Genomic DNA, 18,040 nt, shown 5'->3' on the forward strand with positions numbered 1-18,040 from the left:
AGTACTTTTTAAAACTTAACGGATGCACCAATTACATAAGATACAGTGATAGGATAACCCAGCTTGCTTGATTCCGGATCCCAGCCTTTTGGATAATTATGTATAGAGAACAGATCTGAAACAGCGCCGTATACCCGTACATCCTGTAAATGTGCTTTCTCCGTCAGCCAGCGAGGCACCGAATAGCTGAGGTTAATATTCTTCAGACGGAAATAACCTCCGTTCATAAGCCAGTAGTTAGACATGGTGTAGTTATTACCGGCTGAAGTATTGGAATAACGGGGATACTTCACACGAAGGTTCTGTTCCGCCGTGTTGTACTTACTCCAGCTATTTCCATCGAGGATAGCCGGGAATGCGCCGTAGTTCTCGCGCAAAGGCTGTACGATATCTGCCGTTAATCTTGAATTCTGATGCCCCACTCCCTGCAACACCACACCCAGGGTCCAGTTCTTATACCCCCCCTGCAAATTGGCGCCGTACATGTAACGTGGCAGAGAACCACCTAATAATACACGATCATATTCAGGAGAGATCTTCCCATCCGGCACGCCGGCAGGGCCGCTGATATCGCGATAGCGTATATCTCCTGGTTTAACATTGGCATTCAGTTTAGCAGATTTATCTACTTCATCCTGTGTCTGATATAATCCATCTGATATATATCCATACCATTCATCGAATTCACTGCCCTGTATCTTAATCTGGTCGCCAATGAATTGTGTACCCCCAAGATCTCCCATTCTCGACCGGAAGTCAGATACGTTAACGGTAGCGCTGTAAGTAAAGTCACCTATTTTATCATTCCATCCCAGCTGTAATTCCCAGCCTGTTGTATACATTTTACCTGTATTCTGATCAGGATTATCAAAACCTATGAAATCAGGTATTTCCAGCTCAAGCAACATATCCCTGGTCGTTTTTTTGAAATAATCACCTGTGAAGCGGAGCCTGTTATCCAGGAAATTAACATCTAAACCCAGGTCGTAAGACTGCGTGGTTTCCCAGGAAATATCACGGATAGCATATTGCCATTGCGCGGCTGATTGCGCAGAGGTAACAGTATTACCCCTGTAGAAGAGGGAATTATTTTCGAAGGAAAGGATAGCCTGGTAAGGATAGTTATTACCAATCCTTTCATTACCCAGCGATCCCCAGGAAGCACGCACTTTCAGGAAAGACAACCAGCTGGAAGTACTTTGCATGAAAGGCTCCTGGGACGCCACCCATCCTGCAGATACAGATGGAAAAGATCCCCAGCGGTAACCACGTGCAAAACGGGAAGAAGCATCGTAACGGATATTAGCCTGCAACAGGTATTTATCTTTGTAGTTATACATGATCCTTCCAAACCAGGAACGGTAAGCATTTTCAGAAGCGCCGCCTGAGTTGTCCCGGAATTCCAGCGGGCCCAGGTTCAGGTAAGGATAAGAACCTAAAATATACTGGCCGCGGTAGGCCATCAGGTCTTCATTAAACGCATGAAAGTATTCATAACCAGCCAGCAGGTTAATATTATGCTTACCCAATTGTTTGGTATAGTTAGCAAGGAACTGCATGGTATACCGGTAGCTGTCATCTCTGTTTTCCGTTAGCTTGGTTTCTGTAGCCCCTTCTATGTAACCTGAAATGGAATTGGGATTATTAAAAGAGGTATAAGGAACCTTTCTGTTGAACAGTTTCTTCTTATTATAATTCAGGAAAGGGGATGCAATAGCCGAAATTTTCAACCCTTCAATGGGGGTAAGATCAACGCTGACACGGCCACCTATCTGGTTATACCATTCATCTCTGAAACCGCCATTTTTCATAAGCGCGTAGATATTTGCGCCATCCTTACCAGCACCTACACGTCCATCTGACCACATCGCTGCATACAGTGGCGGAACGATACCCATTTTATACATAGGATCCGTAACGGGCTGTTTCACAATAGAACGGCGGAAATTGATATCCACGCTGGAAGAGAGGTACTTGTTAATAGTGATATCATTGTTGATCCTTGCCGTAAGCCGTTCATACGTACGGTTATCATACAACGCATCTGTTTTATCATAACCCAGCGAAACCCTCGACCGTACGGATTTTCCTGCCCCGCTGATGCTGAGGATATGACTTTGCCTTGGCGCGCTGTTATGCAATATCATTCCCCGCCAGTCCGTATTCGGATATTCATCCGGGCTCTGGGCATGCAAATTCAGATAATTATCCACTGTAGCCTTGGGGTAAGTAGGATATTCATTTGCATTATTCCCATTATCGTTCCAACGTAATTCATTCGTCATCTGCATATATCTTATCACATCAACATAAGCCGGAAGTTTAGTGGGTTTTTCAATACCATATTCAAATGCATAGTCCATGCTCATGGCATTTCCCTTGGACCTTTTGGAGGTAACTACGATCACACCTGCCGCTGCGCGGGAACCATAGATGGAAGCAGAAGCTGCATCTTTCAGTACAGAAACACTCTCCACATCGTTAGGGTTAATGGAGTTGATATCATCCACCGGTACACCATCCAGGATGATCAATGGATCGGCGCCGGCACCTGAAATGGTAGTGATCCCTCTCACCCTGATCCTTGCTGTTGCTCCGGGTGCATTATTATCACGGGTCACCATCACACCAGGCATGGAGCCTTGCAGTGCCTGGGATAATTGTGTGGTTTTACGTGCGGTGATATCTTCTCCCTGCACGGCAGAAACCGCACCGGTAAGGTCACTTTTTTTCATGGCACCATATCCTACCACCACAATCGCTTCCAGTGCTGTATTATCTGCTAAGGCAAGCTTTACCTGCAGGCTGCGTTTCCCTTCCAGGTTAATCTCCTGTTTTTCAAAGCCTATATAGGTAAAAACAAGTGTGGCATGATCATCCACATGGGCAAACTTAAACTCTCCTTTTTCATCTGTTGTTGTTCCCGTCTGTGTACCTTTCACAAGAATGGTTACACCAGGGAGAGGAATACCTTTATCGTCCGTCACACGTCCTGACACAGCTGCCGGTGGAGGTTCCGCCGGTGGCTGCACAGGCAATGGTTCCGGCTGCTTCCTGATAGAGATTGTTTTATCTGTAATGGAAAAACTGAGCCCCTGGCCTTTCAGCGTGGCGGACAGCAGTGTTTCTATGGACACATGGTCCATTGCTATTGTAACTGGTTGCGCGCTTTTGATAAGGTTATTATCATAAAATACTACATACCCTGTCTGCTTTCTGATAGCAGAAAAGACCGTTTTCAGTCTGGCATTCTTACCGGAGAAACTCACCGTCTGCGATACGGCAGTGGCACTTACATTCAGGCATATTACGGTTAGGAGCAGCGTTGTTAACTTCATCGCTAACAGAATTTTGGTTGAGCAACGAACCCGGCATCCGATATCCGGATCACCGGTGTGGAATTGTACAGCAAGCGCTATCCGCTTGCAAACAGCAATAAATTTTAATTGCATACATTTGCATTGTTTGGTTGAATAATGAAGCAGTCCTGGTCGATTGTTTTTTATCAACTGAGCGTCAGCCAGAGATGTTCCCGCATTTCTGGCTTTTTTTTCAGCTGAACTATTTCATAACGGTTATATTTCTTCCTTCTATTTTAAAACGTACATTATTCTCCTCAAGGATGTCCAATACCTTAGATAAGGGTAAAGAACGCTGTATAGCGCCACCAAAGCTCCTTTGCGGCACGCGGCCTTCATAGGTCACGGTAATGTCGTACCAGTTCTCAAGTTGCCGCATCACCGTAGGCATATCTGCATCATTGAACTGGAAAAAGCCATTCTTCCAGGCCATTACTTCATCTGTTTCCACATCATCCTCCACCCGGAACTGACCGGTTGCAGCCAGGCTGGCCTGCTGCCCTGGTTTCATGATGGCATCCTGTATCCGCACAGCCCCTTCCAGCAGGGTGGTTCTGATAACCGGCTCTCCGGGATAAGCATTGATATTAAAATGTGTGCCCAGCACCTCCACTTTCATATTGCCCGCCTGTACTTTAAAAGGCCTGGCAGCATCCTTCGCTACTTCAAAATAGGCCTCTCCTGTGATCTCTACAGACCGGGTATCTCCTGTGAACACATTAGGATAAGTAATAGATGAAGCTGCATTCAACCATACTTTTGAACCATCCGGTAACTGCAGCCGGTATTCCCCCCCACGTGGTGTGCGCATGGTATTAAACATCACTTCACCAGACCCAGCATCATTCATTTCATAAGCCAGTTGGCCATTCGGCAATTTGATGATCCGGGCATTCCCCTGTTGCGTCAACAACCCATTGGCAGCACTGTCCAGTTCAATAACGGTACCATCTCCCAATGTGAGCAAAGCTTTATTCCCTCCTGCCGGTACCTCATTTTTATACCGGGTATGTTCTGCCATCCGGGCTTTTTGCTGAAGCTGACCGGGCTTTTTAATAAAAAATAAACCTGCGCTCACAATCAATAATAGTGATGCCGCAACCGCCATCCATTTCCTGGACCATACAGGCCGTACTTTTTCTTCTACGGGAAATACTGCGGCCTGGATCCGTTCGGATACAGCCACAGGCATCAGTTCCGTTGGCTGGAACCGTTCCCATGAATTCCCAACCAGCTGTTTTAACAGCTCATCATCTTTTAGATCGTTGATCCCGCGCGCCAGTTCCTGTTTTTCCTCTTCTGTACAGATACCTTGAAAATACCTGTCCAGCAGGTATTGCATTCGTTCTCGCAACATGATGGATAGTTTGTCTGATAAATAGACAATCGGGCGGAAGGATATACCTAGATTCTTTTAAAAAAAATTTCAGGAAAGGAAAAGGAGGCAATAAACCAATACGGTAAAGGTATCCGGCGTGGCCCGTAATTGCCTGCGGATAATACGAAGGGCTTCTATCAGGTGATTATTGACGGTGGAAGGGGAAATATTGAGGGACCTGGCTATCTCATCGTGCCGGAGCCCTTTATCCCGGCTGAGGGTATATACCAGTTTCTGTTTGGGCGTAAGTTTATTAAGTGCATAGTGCAGGCTCCTGTTCGCCTCCTGCAGGGAAATATGCTCTTCCACATCGGAGCAGGCATTTTCCAGTTTCTGGCTCAACTCGTGGATAATATGTGTTTCCGTGGCCATGCGCTTCAGGGAATTGATCACATGATTCTGCGCCATACGGTAAAGGTAACCGCCAAAATTCTCTATGTTTATCAAGCTGGTACGGTCTTTCCACAGTTTCAGGAATACGTCCTGGATGATGTCTTCCGTCATTTCAGGGGAGCCGTTGGCCCGCAGGAGGAAATGATACAGCTTATCTTTATAGTTGGAAAAAAGCGTGGCGAATGCCGTGGAATTACCTTCTGCAGCATACCGTAACAGGTCCTTTTCATTGAATGGAGACTCCATGGAGCGGAATAGTGGAATTATTGTATCATTTTAACGTAGACCTGATAAAAATAACGAATTAGTTTGAAATCCATAATTTCCTATATTTATTTTCTCATGCATAATTATTATACCATCCTGGGGATAGCAGATTTTTCGGGGGCTGAAGAAATAAAAGCAGCCCACCGCAGGCTCTCTAAAAGATACCATCCGGATCTTAATAACGGCAATAAACTGTATGAGGAAAGATTTAGGGAAATTCAGCATGCCTATGAACAGCTGCGTGATCCATTAACAAAAGAAAGGCATGACAACCGGTTACGCTACTCTTATGCAGCAAAAAATACTTTTATAGAACCAGAACCCGTTGTAGTGCAACCGGATACTGCTGTAATTAAATGGCGACGATCCCGCGGAGCCGCAATTGCCTGTTTAATTCTTCTCCCCCTTTTTGCCCGGGTACTTTTTTCAAAACCCTGGGAAGCGAATGCCCGTGTACAGGAAACATTCACAGTAGGCTCAGAAAGAGAAGCGGTACTCAACGCACAAGGCAAACCTCATTGGACAACTAAACAGGGAAGTGTTGAAATGTGGGCCTACGGCAAAAGTTTTGTGATCTTCCAGGACGGAACAGTAAGCAATTATCTTAACTTAGACAGCAATCTCCACATTTCAGCAGCAGCATCTTATGAATAAAACTACCCGGGGAATTATTACCATTGTTTTCGTGATGTTCATCTGGGGCAGCTCCTTCACGGTGACCAAAATGGTGGTAACTAAAGCACCGCCGCTTACCTCAGCGGTCATACGAAATATCATTGCCTGCCTGGTACTCCTTCCTTTTTATCTCTCAAGAAGAAGAAAAGTACAGCAAACTTTACCCTATCCCAAACTGGCATTAATGGGAGTAGTTGGCACCACTGTCTATTATTTATTCTTCAACATAGGAATGAAATACATAGCCGCATCTACCGGTGCACTGATAGAAGGTCTCGTTCCTGTAGCCATTGCCGTGCCCGCTGCATTGATCCTAAAAGAACAATTAAACAAAAGGACCATCGCCGGTATTTTGCTTTCTGTAACAGGTGTTATACTGGTTGGCTTTGTGGGCAGCGCGCAAAAATCATCCAATGCATTGCTGGGCAGTACCATGATAGTTGGTGCCGTTTGTTTATGGAGTACCTACACCTTACTGTCCAGGAGCCTTAAAAATGCGGATACAATACTTGTCACAACGGTTAGTATGTTTATCGGTACCGTTCTCTCCATACCACTTGCGTTAATAGAGATCAGCAATAACGGATGGCCGGATATTTCACTCAAAGCCTGGCTGGGCATTATCTACCTGGGTGTTTTTGCATCTGCGGTGGCCTACTTTCTCTATAACAGAGCATTGGAAAGTTTGCCTGCAGCTCAGGTAGGCAACTTCCTGAACCTGATACCGGTAATAGGTGCTATCATTGCTTTTATCTTTCTGAAAGATACATTCACCTGGTTGCAGATGGCAGGTGGTATATTAGTTCTGGCAGGTATCTGGCTGAGCAGCAAACGAACTCAATCCCAGGTTTCGAGGAAAAAGAAAATCCAATAGGTAATAAGCACACCGGAGGGATGATTGTCCAAAGTTTTACGAAGTGTGGCAATGGCCTGTACGATGTAACTTTTAATGGTGATCCTGGAAACGCCCATAGTTACAGCAATATCTTCATGCCGCATGCCTTCGAAGCGGCTTAATTTAAAAGCTTTCTGCTGCTGGGGAGGTAATTGCTGTATGGCCTCCAGGATGGTAGACTCCAGTTCTTTGAACTCCGCTCTCCCGTTAGCCCATGTTTCATCCTGCTCCCGGAAAAAATGCAGGATGTGCTGCCTGTATGCATCTCCTGAAGCCAGTTTACGAAGGCGGGTATAGATCATATTCCTCGCTGCTACGAATAAGAAACCTTCAAACTTCTCCACCCCGCCCATGCCGGAACGTTTTTCCCAAACCATCGTAAATATATCCTGTGCAATGTCTTCTGCAAGATCAGGGGATTTGGTAAGCAGCAATGCTGTGGAGTAAACAGGGTCCCAGTAATGTTCAAATATAGCCTTGTATGCATGCTGATCGCCGGAAGCGAGCATACGTAACAATTCACTTTCATTATTTAGAACATGAGGCATATCCTGTGGAACTAGCGCTGGTCTTAACTTAAAAGTAATAAATGTTTCACAAATTTTCCGGCATTATATTAAATCATTAACAAAAAGGGACAGCCATATTGACTGTCCCTTTTCGTTAATGAAAAACTACTGAATCGTTTACGGATATGTGATAACTGTACCCATATTACCCGTATTTGCGGGATTATTTACGTAGTTATTTGTCCATCCTCCCAATGCAGCGCCCTGCGTTGAAATGTACCCATATGCCGGCCCGGAATAGAACCTGTTGTTATCTATATAAATGTGATCACCATAATAGCGGGTAGGGCCTCCATCAGGCGTATAGTTTCCTGCGGATATAACATATCCACCGCCGCCAAAAAGGTTACCACGCAACAGGATATTGTCAATAAAACCATACGTTGGTTGAATCATGAATGCACCGGTAGCATTGTTGCCTGCACTACGCACATCAATGTGGTTATCTATTACATTTAATTGAGCAGTACCAATACGCCTTGTACCTCCGTCAACGTGATTGCCTGCACCTCCTGGATCTCCGCCATCCCCCGGCAGATTATTAATTAGACAATTTCTCACAATGGAAGCGCCGCCAAATGAAAATCCTCCTCCCTGGATCGATACCTCTACTCTTAAAAAGGTCACGTCTTTATCCAGTGGAGTTTGCTGCGGATGTGCCGCATAGCTGCCAAGACCACCAGATCCTTCAATATGCGAATCTTTGATCAGCACTGCACCCTCCGTTGAACCAACAGGCCATCCATTACTGGCTTCAGAAACGATCCAGCATCTGTCAATAATAATATTACCCTCACTCACATCCAGGTTTACTATTTTCTTCATGCTGATGGTTGAACCTCTTGGTATACGCCCCCCGGTATACAGCGGAAGCGTTAACTTATCTATACCCTTACCTCTTAATCCTGCATTGGTGGAATCTATCTGCCAGCCACGTAAGCCACTGCTGGTTGAGCCTGAAGTAATGTTGATCGCAGTACTTGCAACAGAAAGGTTGCCTGCTGCATCTCTCGCTCTTACTTTGATACTATAGGCGGTAGAAGGGGTCAATCCATAAATATTAGCCCAGGTACCGTAAACGGAAGCGAGTAATACCGTGTCGTTGTACACATTGTACCCGGTAACAGCATCGTTATCCGTAGAAGGTTTCCAGCTCAGATCAAGACCATAGGCATAATTTTCAGTAATGGTAACAGAATCGGGAGTAGTTGGAGCACTGATATCCGGGAGTACCTCAAAAGTAACATCACGGAAGTAATTGGTGCTATGATATGTGCCTGTAGGAAACGCTCCTAAGGTTGAGCCAAAAACACCATTGGCTCCAACAATCGTACTTAATGGTCCATTGGTCACAACGTTTTCCAATCCATTGGCAGTAGCACCGTATTCCGTGTTAGAGTTAACTGTTACTACATACACTGTGTTCGCCGTAGTTACATAGGGTGTGCTCAGCGTTGCGGTTTGCCAGCCTGAAGCTGTTTCTCCCGTAAAGGTTACACTGGCCAGCACTGTGCCTCCGGCAGACCATATGCGTCCAGTGTGGGTACCGGTTTCTCCTGTGGTCTTGTAATAACGGATCTGTGTGATCTGCCCAAGGCTGGTGACCTTGAATTTCGTACCCAACTCGTAGGGGCCGTCGTTACCTGATACGGCAGGCGTTTGCGAAGTGAATATGTTATAGAACTCATCTTCCTCATCCATGGTGGCAAGAAGATCCGGCTTCACCCTTTCGCGGTCTTTCAGTTTGTTACAACTGGTTGTCAGGCAACCAGCCAATAAAAATAGAAACAGAACTCTCATGTTTTAAGGTTTTTTTAGGTTATTATAATTGACATCTGATTATGGATTACTGATGGCAGTTCCTTTATTATCTGTATTTGCAGGATTATTTACATAGTTATTGGTCCATGATCCAAACCCTGGCCCGCTTGGCATCGCTGCATAAGCATACCCGGGGCCGGTGTAGAACCTGTTGTTATCTGCATAAAGATGGGAGCCATAAGTATTGCCGCTGTGGTTTTCCCCATATACAGTATATCCTCCGCCGCCAAATAGGTTACCGCGTAACAGGATATTGTCTATAAAGCCCCATAGTGGTTGAATAAAGAATGCAGAGGAACCATTGCCACCGGCAGAACGTATATCTATCTGGTTATCTATTACGTTCAGTTGTGCTGTACCGGCACGCCTTGTTCCACCGTCAACATGATTACCTGTTGTAGCAGGGTTACCATAACCAGGCATGTTATGAATAAAACAGTTCCTTACAATGCTGGGGCCATTTAGCAGGAATCCACCTCCCTGGTCTGTAATTTCTGTTCTTAATAAAGTCACCGCTTTATTAGTAGGAGCCTGGTATGGCGCTGTAAAATATTTACCCGGGGTACCAGTTCCTTCTATCCGTGAATCTTTGATCAATACGGCGCCATTATCAGAACCCACAGCCCAGGAACCACTTCCTGTGGTAACGATCCAGCATCTGTCAATAATGATATTACCGGCACTCAGGTTGGGATCTACCAGTTTTTTCATACTGATGGTGGAACCTGCTGCAATAGCGCCGGTATGCAACGGCAGGCTGTTCTTATTTACACCAACACCGGTTAATCCGGAATTGGTAGAATCGATCTGCCAGCCACGCAAACCACTGCTGGCCGCACCTGTAGTTACGCTGAGCGCAGTGCTTGCAGCAGAAAGATTACCTGCCGCATCTTTTGCTTTTACTTTGATGCTATAGGCAGTAGACGGGGTCAATCCATAAATATTAGCCCAGGTACCAGTAACAGCAGCGATCAATACCGTATCGTTGTATACATTGTATCCTGTAACATTAACATTGTCAGTGGAAGCTGTCCAGCTAAGGTCAACACCATATCCTGTAATATCAGAGGACGTAACAGAAGTCGGGGTAGTTGGCGCTGTAACATCTCCGGTTCCACTACTCACAAAAGTAATATCACGGAAGTAGTTGGAATTATTATATGAGCTGGTTGGGAACGCACCTAATGTTGTACCATAAACACCATTGGAACCAACAACCGTACTTAAAGGGCCATTGGTAACAGCTGATGCCAAACCTCCGTTAGTAGCGCCATATCTTGCATTGGAGTTAACCGATACCACATAGGTAGTATTGGCAGAAATGCTATAGGGCGTGCTCAGTGTTGCCGTTTGCCAGCCGGAAGCCGTTTCTCCTGTAAAGGTTACACTCGCCAGCTGTGTACCGGCTGCAGACCACAAACGGCCGGTATGTGTACCATTCTCTCCGCTATATTTATAATAACGGATCTGTGTAATGGTTCCGGATTCTGAGGACCGGAATTTCATACCCATTTCATAAGGGCCATCGGTATCTGTTGTGGAAGGGGTTTGAGAGGTGAACACGTTATATGTCCCCCCCTCATCATTCAATGTTGCAAGAACGCCATCTGCCTTAACGGTATCACGGTCTTTCATTTTTGAACAACCTGTGGCCACGAGTGCAGTCAGCAAAACTAAACTTAGGATTTTCATGTTTTAAGGTTTTAAACAATAAACAATCATTACCAGTTTACTAGTACAGGGGTAAAGGGCTCATCATTATCATCCCAAACGTTGTTTGTCCATACCGCCGGATAAAACTCCCAATAACTTGCAGGGCCATAGTCTCCGCCTAATGGATTCCTTGCACCCGGGTCAGGTGGGTTACGTCTTACCCTGTTGCCGGTACAAATGCCAGCACCCAAACCAGCACCATTATTCGGGAAATTCAGCCTGATGGCATAGGAACCACCGGTCACTTTGTTATTAGTGATCTTAACATTACGGGAAGCAGCGCCCTGCATGAAAATAGAAGCAGTATTGGATTCATCCAGTAACTCTATGTTATTGGCATTTACGGTTACGTTGTTAGAGTTGCCCCAGATGAACACACCATCATGATGTTTTGATTTATCCTGTGTAACCCATATTTCATGAATGAAATTGTTCTCCACCAGGGAATTGCTCATGGCATCAACACCTCTTACCACATCATGAATATTATTGTTCCTGATGGTAGTATTCGTTGCGCAGCCAGCTATTCCGCAGTCTACATCATTGGGGTTAAAACTTCCTACTTCAGGTCCGATGTCGCAGTTCTCAATGAGGATAGATGTCCTGTCGCCATTTACGCCTGGTACGCTTGGCTGCGCAGTGTTCTGAAACCATACTACCGTACGGTCAAAACCGATCGTAGCATCTCCGCGAACACGGCAGCGCCTGATAGTACAACGTTTCACAGATACAGGGATAGATATATACCCGGTAACAAGCACATCACTCAGTACTTCATTGTTACGCATGGTATAGTTAGCATAAGTTTTTTTAGGTTTCCACCCTCTTGGAAGACCGGTGTTGCTGGCATCAGGCCAGCTCCTGTCGCCACACCTGTTTTTTGAATAGGATAAAGCATCTTTGAGGGATACCTTATCCAGTGCCGCCTCTTTAGAGGAACATCCGGCGAGTAAGATGCCGATAAAAAATAATACTAGTCTTTGTTTCATCATTTGGTTGTTTAAATGGTTAATTGTTTATAATACTCTCAAGTAGCGGGGTCCAGTTCCTTTCATAATATGCCTTCATTAACGTGTTGATCTTATCCGTTTGGTTGCTCTTTTCAAAATGGGTCAGCAGATCATTGAAAATGTAGAATTGAAGCCAATAACCGTTGCTGTACTTCTCCCATTTGCTTTTGGGACTTGTTAGCGAAGCATACCATTTATAATTGATCTTAAGGGCCTTGGCCACTTTAATAGATTGCAATGCATTGCTCCACATTTCATCTGCTACTTTTTCAAACAGGTTATGATACTCCTTGTAGGTAAACTTCCTCGTATCGATTATTTCATACCTGATATTAAATGGGCGCAGATTCGTCACCCGTTCAAAAGTGGCATCACCGTCCAGATCATGTTTGATAAGATCAAAGAAACCATCTCCGTCCGTATCTTCATAAGCGATGGTGGGGAACTGTTTCGGCTCATCAGGAAGGCGTTCATATCCTCCTTCATACAATCCACCCCAGCCCTGATAACATGCCGCATTCTGGTCAATCCTCCAGCAACCTTTTTCTGCACCGTATAAATGGATCTTACCATCAAAACCGATATACAGTTTGCCTTTTCCGGAATTATCCTCATCCCATTCCCCCCTGTCTCCGGCAGCATCTGCCTGTGGATTATGGTCAATTCCATTATTATTCTTTCCTATCCTGAAAAGGTTCTTAGGTTCATAAAACTCTACCCGCTCCCAACGTTCACAATCATCATCTTCATCAAACACCATCCAGCAGCGGCTCCATTCGCCTTTATTAAAGATCCTGTCCAATGCAACATCCCTGGATGTATATACCAATGTGTTTAATGCTCTCCATCTTTTATCATATAACAGATGACTGATCCGTGCATCAATATCTGCATGATCATTATTTATCTTATGTACCTGGTCTTTATAAGAAAAACCCTTCCCTTCAAAGTACAGGCTGAAATCATAATCAAATTCATTTGAAGGTGCATTATCATTATCCAGATCAATGGATAAAAAGGCCCGGTTTACCACTCCATTTAGTGAAACATCACCCGCTGAATCGAAACGGCCTTTATCCTCCAGCCTTACAGACATTTCCGTAAGCCCGTCATGATCCGCATCATAAAATATAAATGGGTTCTCCCAATTGATCCCAGGGTCTTTGATCCGGTAACTGGGAGCATGTGTTTTCAGAAAAAGCGTTTGCCCATGATAATCTTCAAAGAAATTGGAGGCGCCGCCATGTGTCCAGCATCTTAATACCAGCTCTTTCCAGTTAATAAAATGAAATGCTCCATCCTTTTCATCATCAATGATCCACATGTAATTGCTGCTCCAATCCCATCCATCAACAGACTTCAGATCACTGTTCTCCACTACCAGCTGCATATCCGCTTCTCCATCACCATCGTTATCTATCCAGTCAACACTCAGATCTCCGGGGCCTGCAAATACGCCATCCCCATTCCTATCGATCAATAAACAATCACTATCAAGATCACCTTCTGTGTCACTGTAGGTCATATCATCATCATCGTCTACCCATATGGCATTAGCACCATTGAATAATCTGATCTTTATCAGATCCGGATCACCGTCCCCGTCTAAATCCACATGCGCAGGTTTATCCATATATCTAGGCCTGAATTCGTTCAATAGCTGGGCAGAGGCCTTACTTAAAACCCCCATGCAGGCAACCAGCAGGATCAACCCTGTTCTCTTCAGATCTATGTTCATTGCTTCCGGGCTTTTATCTGTGCCACTTCAGAATCCTGCACATGCTGTTCAAATGTTCTGATGTTGAACTCCTTTAAAACATCTTTCACCTTCACCTCCGGGGACAAACTCTCTATAATGGCCCATTCTTCCTCATGAAAAATAGTGATACGTATCTTTCGGCCATATTTCTCTTTTATCTTTTCAAACTGAAATACATGTGGCCAAACGTGTACGAAAGCTTTCTCCAGATTAATAGGAGCACATACCAGGTTTCTATTCCAGATACCCGTCTTCGCAATTTCCATCCCGGACATATCGCAGATCTTAGATGTGTCTTTCCTTGTGCTGGACACTACATGGTATCTGTTCTGCCAGGCCCTGGTGTTCACCATCTGGCCACCGGCGAAAGCTGAGGGCCAAAAGACAATTTCAGCCCCGCTTTCTCTTAGTTTCCGCCAACAGTCTTCCCATAAAATATCAAAGCAGATCTGAATACCAATTATGCCAAAATCAGTTTTAAAAACCGGAGGTGATAAGGTGCCGGGGGTAAGACCAAATGACACCTCGTCCTCCACGATATGCGCTTTCCTGTATTCACCAAGTCTCTTCCCCTGCCTGTCAAATACCACGGCAGAATTATACACGCTTCCGGCTTCTTCCGTATACACCGGGCAGATAACATAACAATTGTTTGTTTTAGCAAACGCTGCAAACTGCTTTAAGGTCTCTGCGGAAAAAGCCACTTCTTCTTTAAAAGTGTATTTCCGTTTTATATTGGATGTATTAAAGAGTTCCGGCAGGCAGATGATATCCGGTTTAAAAACAAGTGCCTCGCGGAGTACTTCAAATATTCTCTCCACCATTAACGCTGGTGTTTCCGCTGCCATGTCCATTTGAGACACTGTGGCAATCCATACTTCCCTGGCAGCACTTTCAGTTACGGCACCTGGCAAAGTATTAGCCAATCCACCGGAAGCGATGGTTACCCCTCCTGCTGCCATAGCCGAAGCGGACAGGAATTTCCTACGCGAAATCATATTTCTTCTCATCTTTGATATTTGGTTCGTTTATGGACGTAAAAGGCTGCCCTGCAAATACTGCAGGTTCTGAGGGAACAAACCGATCTTCATTTTTAGTTGACCATCACCTCTCCGATCTTATACCAACCGGAAACAGTTTCACGCTCCTTTTTAAGTGGTAATTCAATTTTCCTGTTATGAAATCCGCATGCATCAAGCATGTTTATCAACAGGTCATACTTACCCATGTCTAATTTTTTATCTATTTCAATCTTATATTGTTCCGCTACTATTTCATCAGGCAGCCATGTTCTGTTATCAGACTCCCGCAATTCCTGTATGAACGATCTGCCGGTTTTCTTATTGATCAGTTGCACAAAAAGTTTAAACCGGTGATACGCAGGTGCCACACCATGATTTTCCCAGGTCATCCTTAAATAGTTCCGGTTAGAATGAATACGGAATGTATCCGGCATCATGGCAAATTTGGGGAAGTACCAATATCCGCTCAGGTTAGCCAGTCTGCCAGCCAGTACCTTGTTCTCCAGGAGCCATTCCCTGGGATAATGGTGAAAGCCTATGTAGGTGGCATGCGTTTCATGGATTGCCCTTTCAAACCCGGAACCATCCCTCCACATACCATTTTGCACTGCATCACTGTAATGGTCGGATTCCAGCACAACCGGGATCTTCTTATACACTTTACTATACAGCTCGGGGCTGCGTATACAGGAAGGGCCAAAACCCAGCCGCTCGTACCACTTTACGTTGCCGCTATCATCACGGAAGCCGATACCTTTTTGCAGGCAGTAATGATATATTTCATAATCTGCTCCATCGTCTGTATCCCGCTGTCCGATAAAGTCATCACTGATCAGCAGTACAGATTTTTTGTAACACCTTTTATACATATCCACATGCCGCTTAACAACAGTCACCGGTACATCTTCCCAACCTGAAAAAGCAGTATGCCCTTCTCCCCATTCTCCGATGCTCCCGATATCGATATATTCCACCCAGGGTTTACCATCATATCTTGCGGCGAAGGCTTTATGAAAATTCTCCAGCTTTTCAAGGAACACCGGATCTCCATAATCCGGTGCCCAGGCCTTACCACCCTGTATCATTTTTCCTTTTGCACCGGCCTTTTCCACCCATGCGGGTGTAGCATAGGGAGGGCCGGTTGTTTCTTTACAGGTGATGCGGAATGAAATGGTATGCCCCCATCCTACCCACCTGTTGATAATAGAATCTATCAGTTTCCAATTGTACGCACCTTCCTCCGGTTCCAGATAAGACCATGCCAGCCGCAGATAGATATCATTCAATCCGGGGAAGTCAGGCAGGGAATCATTTGGTGCCAGCCGGTCCCCATAATTGGAGATACTGTTATCATAATAATGGATGAACCAGCCTTTATGTGGGTTGCTGCATACTTTCGCACTATCCCAGTAACGCTCCAGGTGAAAAAAAGTACGGTTCTTATAAACGCCTTTTCCATCCTGTGCCTGTGTATGCAGACTTAAAAACAAAAACAGAAAACAATACCTCATTAATAACCCGGATTTTGTACCATCTTTCTATTTGCATCCATTTCTGCCTGCGGGATAGGGAATAAATATTTCCTAACGGGGTTGAACGTACGGGTTTCCAGTTTGATGTAATTCACATCGTTCACATCATTTCCATTTCCTACCCAGGTAATGCTGCCGTCTGCAAAGTTCATCGTTCCTCTGCGGCTGCCATATAAGGGTCCATTCAATACCTGCGGGCCAAGGTCCCAGCGCATGATATCCAGGTACCGGAGTCCTTCGAAAGCCAGTTCCACCCTGCGTTCATTCCTCACCAATGCCTTTGTTAAAGTGGTGGCTTTTATATGCCCGCTCCTTGTTCTGATAGCATTGATATAATCCAGTGCGGCGGCAGTGTTTGTATTTGTTTCCACCGCAGCTTCTGCATAGGTGAGATACATTTCCGCCAGGCGGATCACCATAATATCTCCGCCGAAGTTAAGAGGCCCGGCTCCATCAGCAAGACTATTGATGTATTTGATAATGTTCATACCGGATCGGGCCGCAGGTTCATTCCTGTTGTAATCCGGATTAGGACTGCCGTTTGCCAAAAACTGGTCCAGCGTATTATAGTAACGGCCTTTCCATAATTGGCCCGGATGAAGTAAAGACATTTCCAGCCGGGGATCGCGGTCCTTAAAAGGATTGTTGATATCGTAACCGGAGGTGGGATCAGTGATGGCTTTACCGTTACTACACTCATAAGCGTCCACGATACTTTTGGTGGCATTCAGGGCAGACCAGCCGCCATCTCCTGCAGGCAGGCTGATCTGTGTAAGAGACTGTTCGTAATCATTTACGATATATTGCACATTTAAGATCGCCTCTTTATTGATCCCTTCACTTTTTTCCAGGAAAAGGTCCCGGTAATTGGGGAACAGTTCATAACAAGGCATATCAATTACAGCCTTTGCATCTGCCATGGCAGCCGGATAATTCCCCATCATTAAATGCAACCTCGCTCTCAATGCCAGGGCAGCCCCTTTTGTAATGTGTCCTTTTGAATCAATGGTATTCTGAACCGATAATGCACCTTCTGTGATAATGGCAGACAGCTCATCCAGCACAAACTGTTTTACTTTAGCAGCAGGGTCCCTTGGAAGTTCATCCGAAGCATTAAGCACTTTGGTAACCAGCGCCACATCACCATGCAACATTACTTTCCAGAAGTAATCATATGCTCTCAGGAACCTTACTTCACTTTTGTACAGTGCTTTTTTAGCATCATCCATTGGCACACGGTCTATATTCGCAAGGAAATTATTGTACTTGCGGATACGCATATAGGGATACCAGTTAGCAGATGCTGCAAAGTCGTTACCATTTTCAGCGCTAAACTGGACCCAATCGATCCAGCTGCCGAGCACATTGTAGTTCGCTGGTGTCAGCGTTCCGTTACCCAGCACCTGGAAACCGAAATTGGATTTCTCATAAGCATTATCAGAGGCTCCGTCAAAAAGTGCAATATTGGCATAGGCTTCCCATAAACGGTAACAGCCATTCAGTGCTAATGTAGCGTCCTGCTCTGTTTTCCAGAAAGAGGCATCCGTTAGTTCATTCCTGGGTTTCACATCAAGGAACTTATCCCCGCATGAATATATTACAACGATGTTAAGTGCAAGTATTGTAAGTAATAGTATCTTTTTCATC

The 18,040-nt window shown here is 45.1% G+C and carries 13 protein-coding genes; 2 read left to right on the forward strand and 11 right to left on the reverse strand.

The window, feature by feature from the left end; all coding sequences use genetic code 11:
• Positions 1-8 precede the first annotated feature (8 nt).
• The 3 genes from BUR42_RS17635 to BUR42_RS17645 all read right to left on the reverse strand — a co-directional run bounded on the left by BUR42_RS17635 (position 9) and on the right by BUR42_RS17645 (position 5,376).
• Positions 9-3,338: a TonB-dependent receptor gene (locus tag BUR42_RS17635; RefSeq protein ID WP_074240764.1), complete on the reverse strand. Its 3,330-nt coding sequence runs from the start codon at positions 3,336-3,338 to the stop codon at positions 9-11.
• Positions 3,339-3,561: 223 nt separating this feature from the next.
• Positions 3,562-4,716 carry a FecR family protein gene (locus tag BUR42_RS17640; protein ID WP_074240765.1) on the reverse strand — a complete coding sequence of 385 codons (1,155 nt, stop codon included), beginning with the start codon at positions 4,714-4,716 and terminating at the stop codon, positions 3,562-3,564.
• Positions 4,717-4,785: 69 nt separating this feature from the next.
• On the reverse strand, positions 4,786-5,376 hold the full coding sequence (locus tag BUR42_RS17645; RefSeq protein WP_074240766.1) for an RNA polymerase sigma factor: 591 nt from the start codon (positions 5,374-5,376) through the stop codon (positions 4,786-4,788).
• Between the two features lie 96 nt (positions 5,377-5,472).
• Here BUR42_RS17645 and BUR42_RS17650 point away from each other — a divergent pair, with 96 nt between their 5' ends.
• Positions 5,473-6,051, forward strand: a complete 579-nt coding sequence (locus BUR42_RS17650; protein WP_074240767.1) for a J domain-containing protein — start codon at positions 5,473-5,475, stop codon at positions 6,049-6,051.
• A complete protein-coding gene (locus BUR42_RS17655; RefSeq protein WP_074240768.1) occupies positions 6,044-6,946 on the forward strand; it encodes a DMT family transporter in 903 nt (300 codons plus the stop codon). Before BUR42_RS17650 ends, BUR42_RS17655 begins: the two co-directional genes overlap by 8 nt.
• Here BUR42_RS17655 and BUR42_RS17660 read toward each other — a convergent pair.
• The 8 genes from BUR42_RS17660 to BUR42_RS17695 all read right to left on the reverse strand — a co-directional run bounded on the left by BUR42_RS17660 (position 6,910) and on the right by BUR42_RS17695 (position 18,039).
• Positions 6,910-7,515 (reverse strand): RNA polymerase sigma factor, encoded by a 606-nt coding sequence (locus BUR42_RS17660; RefSeq protein ID WP_074240769.1) that lies wholly within the window; start codon positions 7,513-7,515, stop codon positions 6,910-6,912. The two genes, BUR42_RS17655 and BUR42_RS17660, sit on opposite strands and share 37 nt — an antisense overlap.
• Before the next feature lie 138 nt (positions 7,516-7,653).
• Positions 7,654-9,336, reverse strand: coding sequence for a DUF4082 domain-containing protein (locus BUR42_RS17665; RefSeq protein ID WP_084185674.1), 1,683 nt, complete (start codon positions 9,334-9,336; stop codon positions 7,654-7,656).
• A gap of 39 nt (positions 9,337-9,375) precedes the next feature.
• Positions 9,376-11,049, reverse strand: coding sequence for a DUF4082 domain-containing protein (locus BUR42_RS17670; protein ID WP_200798317.1), 1,674 nt, complete (start codon positions 11,047-11,049; stop codon positions 9,376-9,378).
• A 29-nt stretch (positions 11,050-11,078) separates the two neighbouring features.
• Entirely contained in the window at positions 11,079-12,059 is a 981-nt protein-coding gene (locus BUR42_RS17675; RefSeq protein ID WP_143197507.1) for a right-handed parallel beta-helix repeat-containing protein, read from the reverse strand.
• A gap of 19 nt (positions 12,060-12,078) precedes the next feature.
• Positions 12,079-13,818, reverse strand: a complete 1,740-nt coding sequence (locus BUR42_RS17680; protein WP_074240773.1) for a hypothetical protein — start codon at positions 13,816-13,818, stop codon at positions 12,079-12,081.
• A complete protein-coding gene (locus BUR42_RS17685) occupies positions 13,815-14,849 on the reverse strand; it encodes a carbon-nitrogen hydrolase family protein (protein ID WP_074240774.1) in 1,035 nt (344 codons plus the stop codon). Before BUR42_RS17685 ends, BUR42_RS17680 begins: the two co-directional genes overlap by 4 nt.
• Before the next feature lie 83 nt (positions 14,850-14,932).
• A complete protein-coding gene (locus BUR42_RS17690; RefSeq protein ID WP_074240775.1) occupies positions 14,933-16,351 on the reverse strand; it encodes a DUF4832 domain-containing protein in 1,419 nt (472 codons plus the stop codon).
• A gap of 20 nt (positions 16,352-16,371) precedes the next feature.
• Positions 16,372-18,039, reverse strand: coding sequence for a RagB/SusD family nutrient uptake outer membrane protein (locus tag BUR42_RS17695; RefSeq protein ID WP_074240776.1), 1,668 nt, complete (start codon positions 18,037-18,039; stop codon positions 16,372-16,374).
• Position 18,040: the final 1 nt, after the last annotated feature.

The sequence above is a fragment of the Chitinophaga niabensis genome, from assembly GCF_900129465.1.
GTDB classification, from domain to species: Bacteria; Bacteroidota; Bacteroidia; order Chitinophagales; family Chitinophagaceae; genus Chitinophaga; species Chitinophaga niabensis.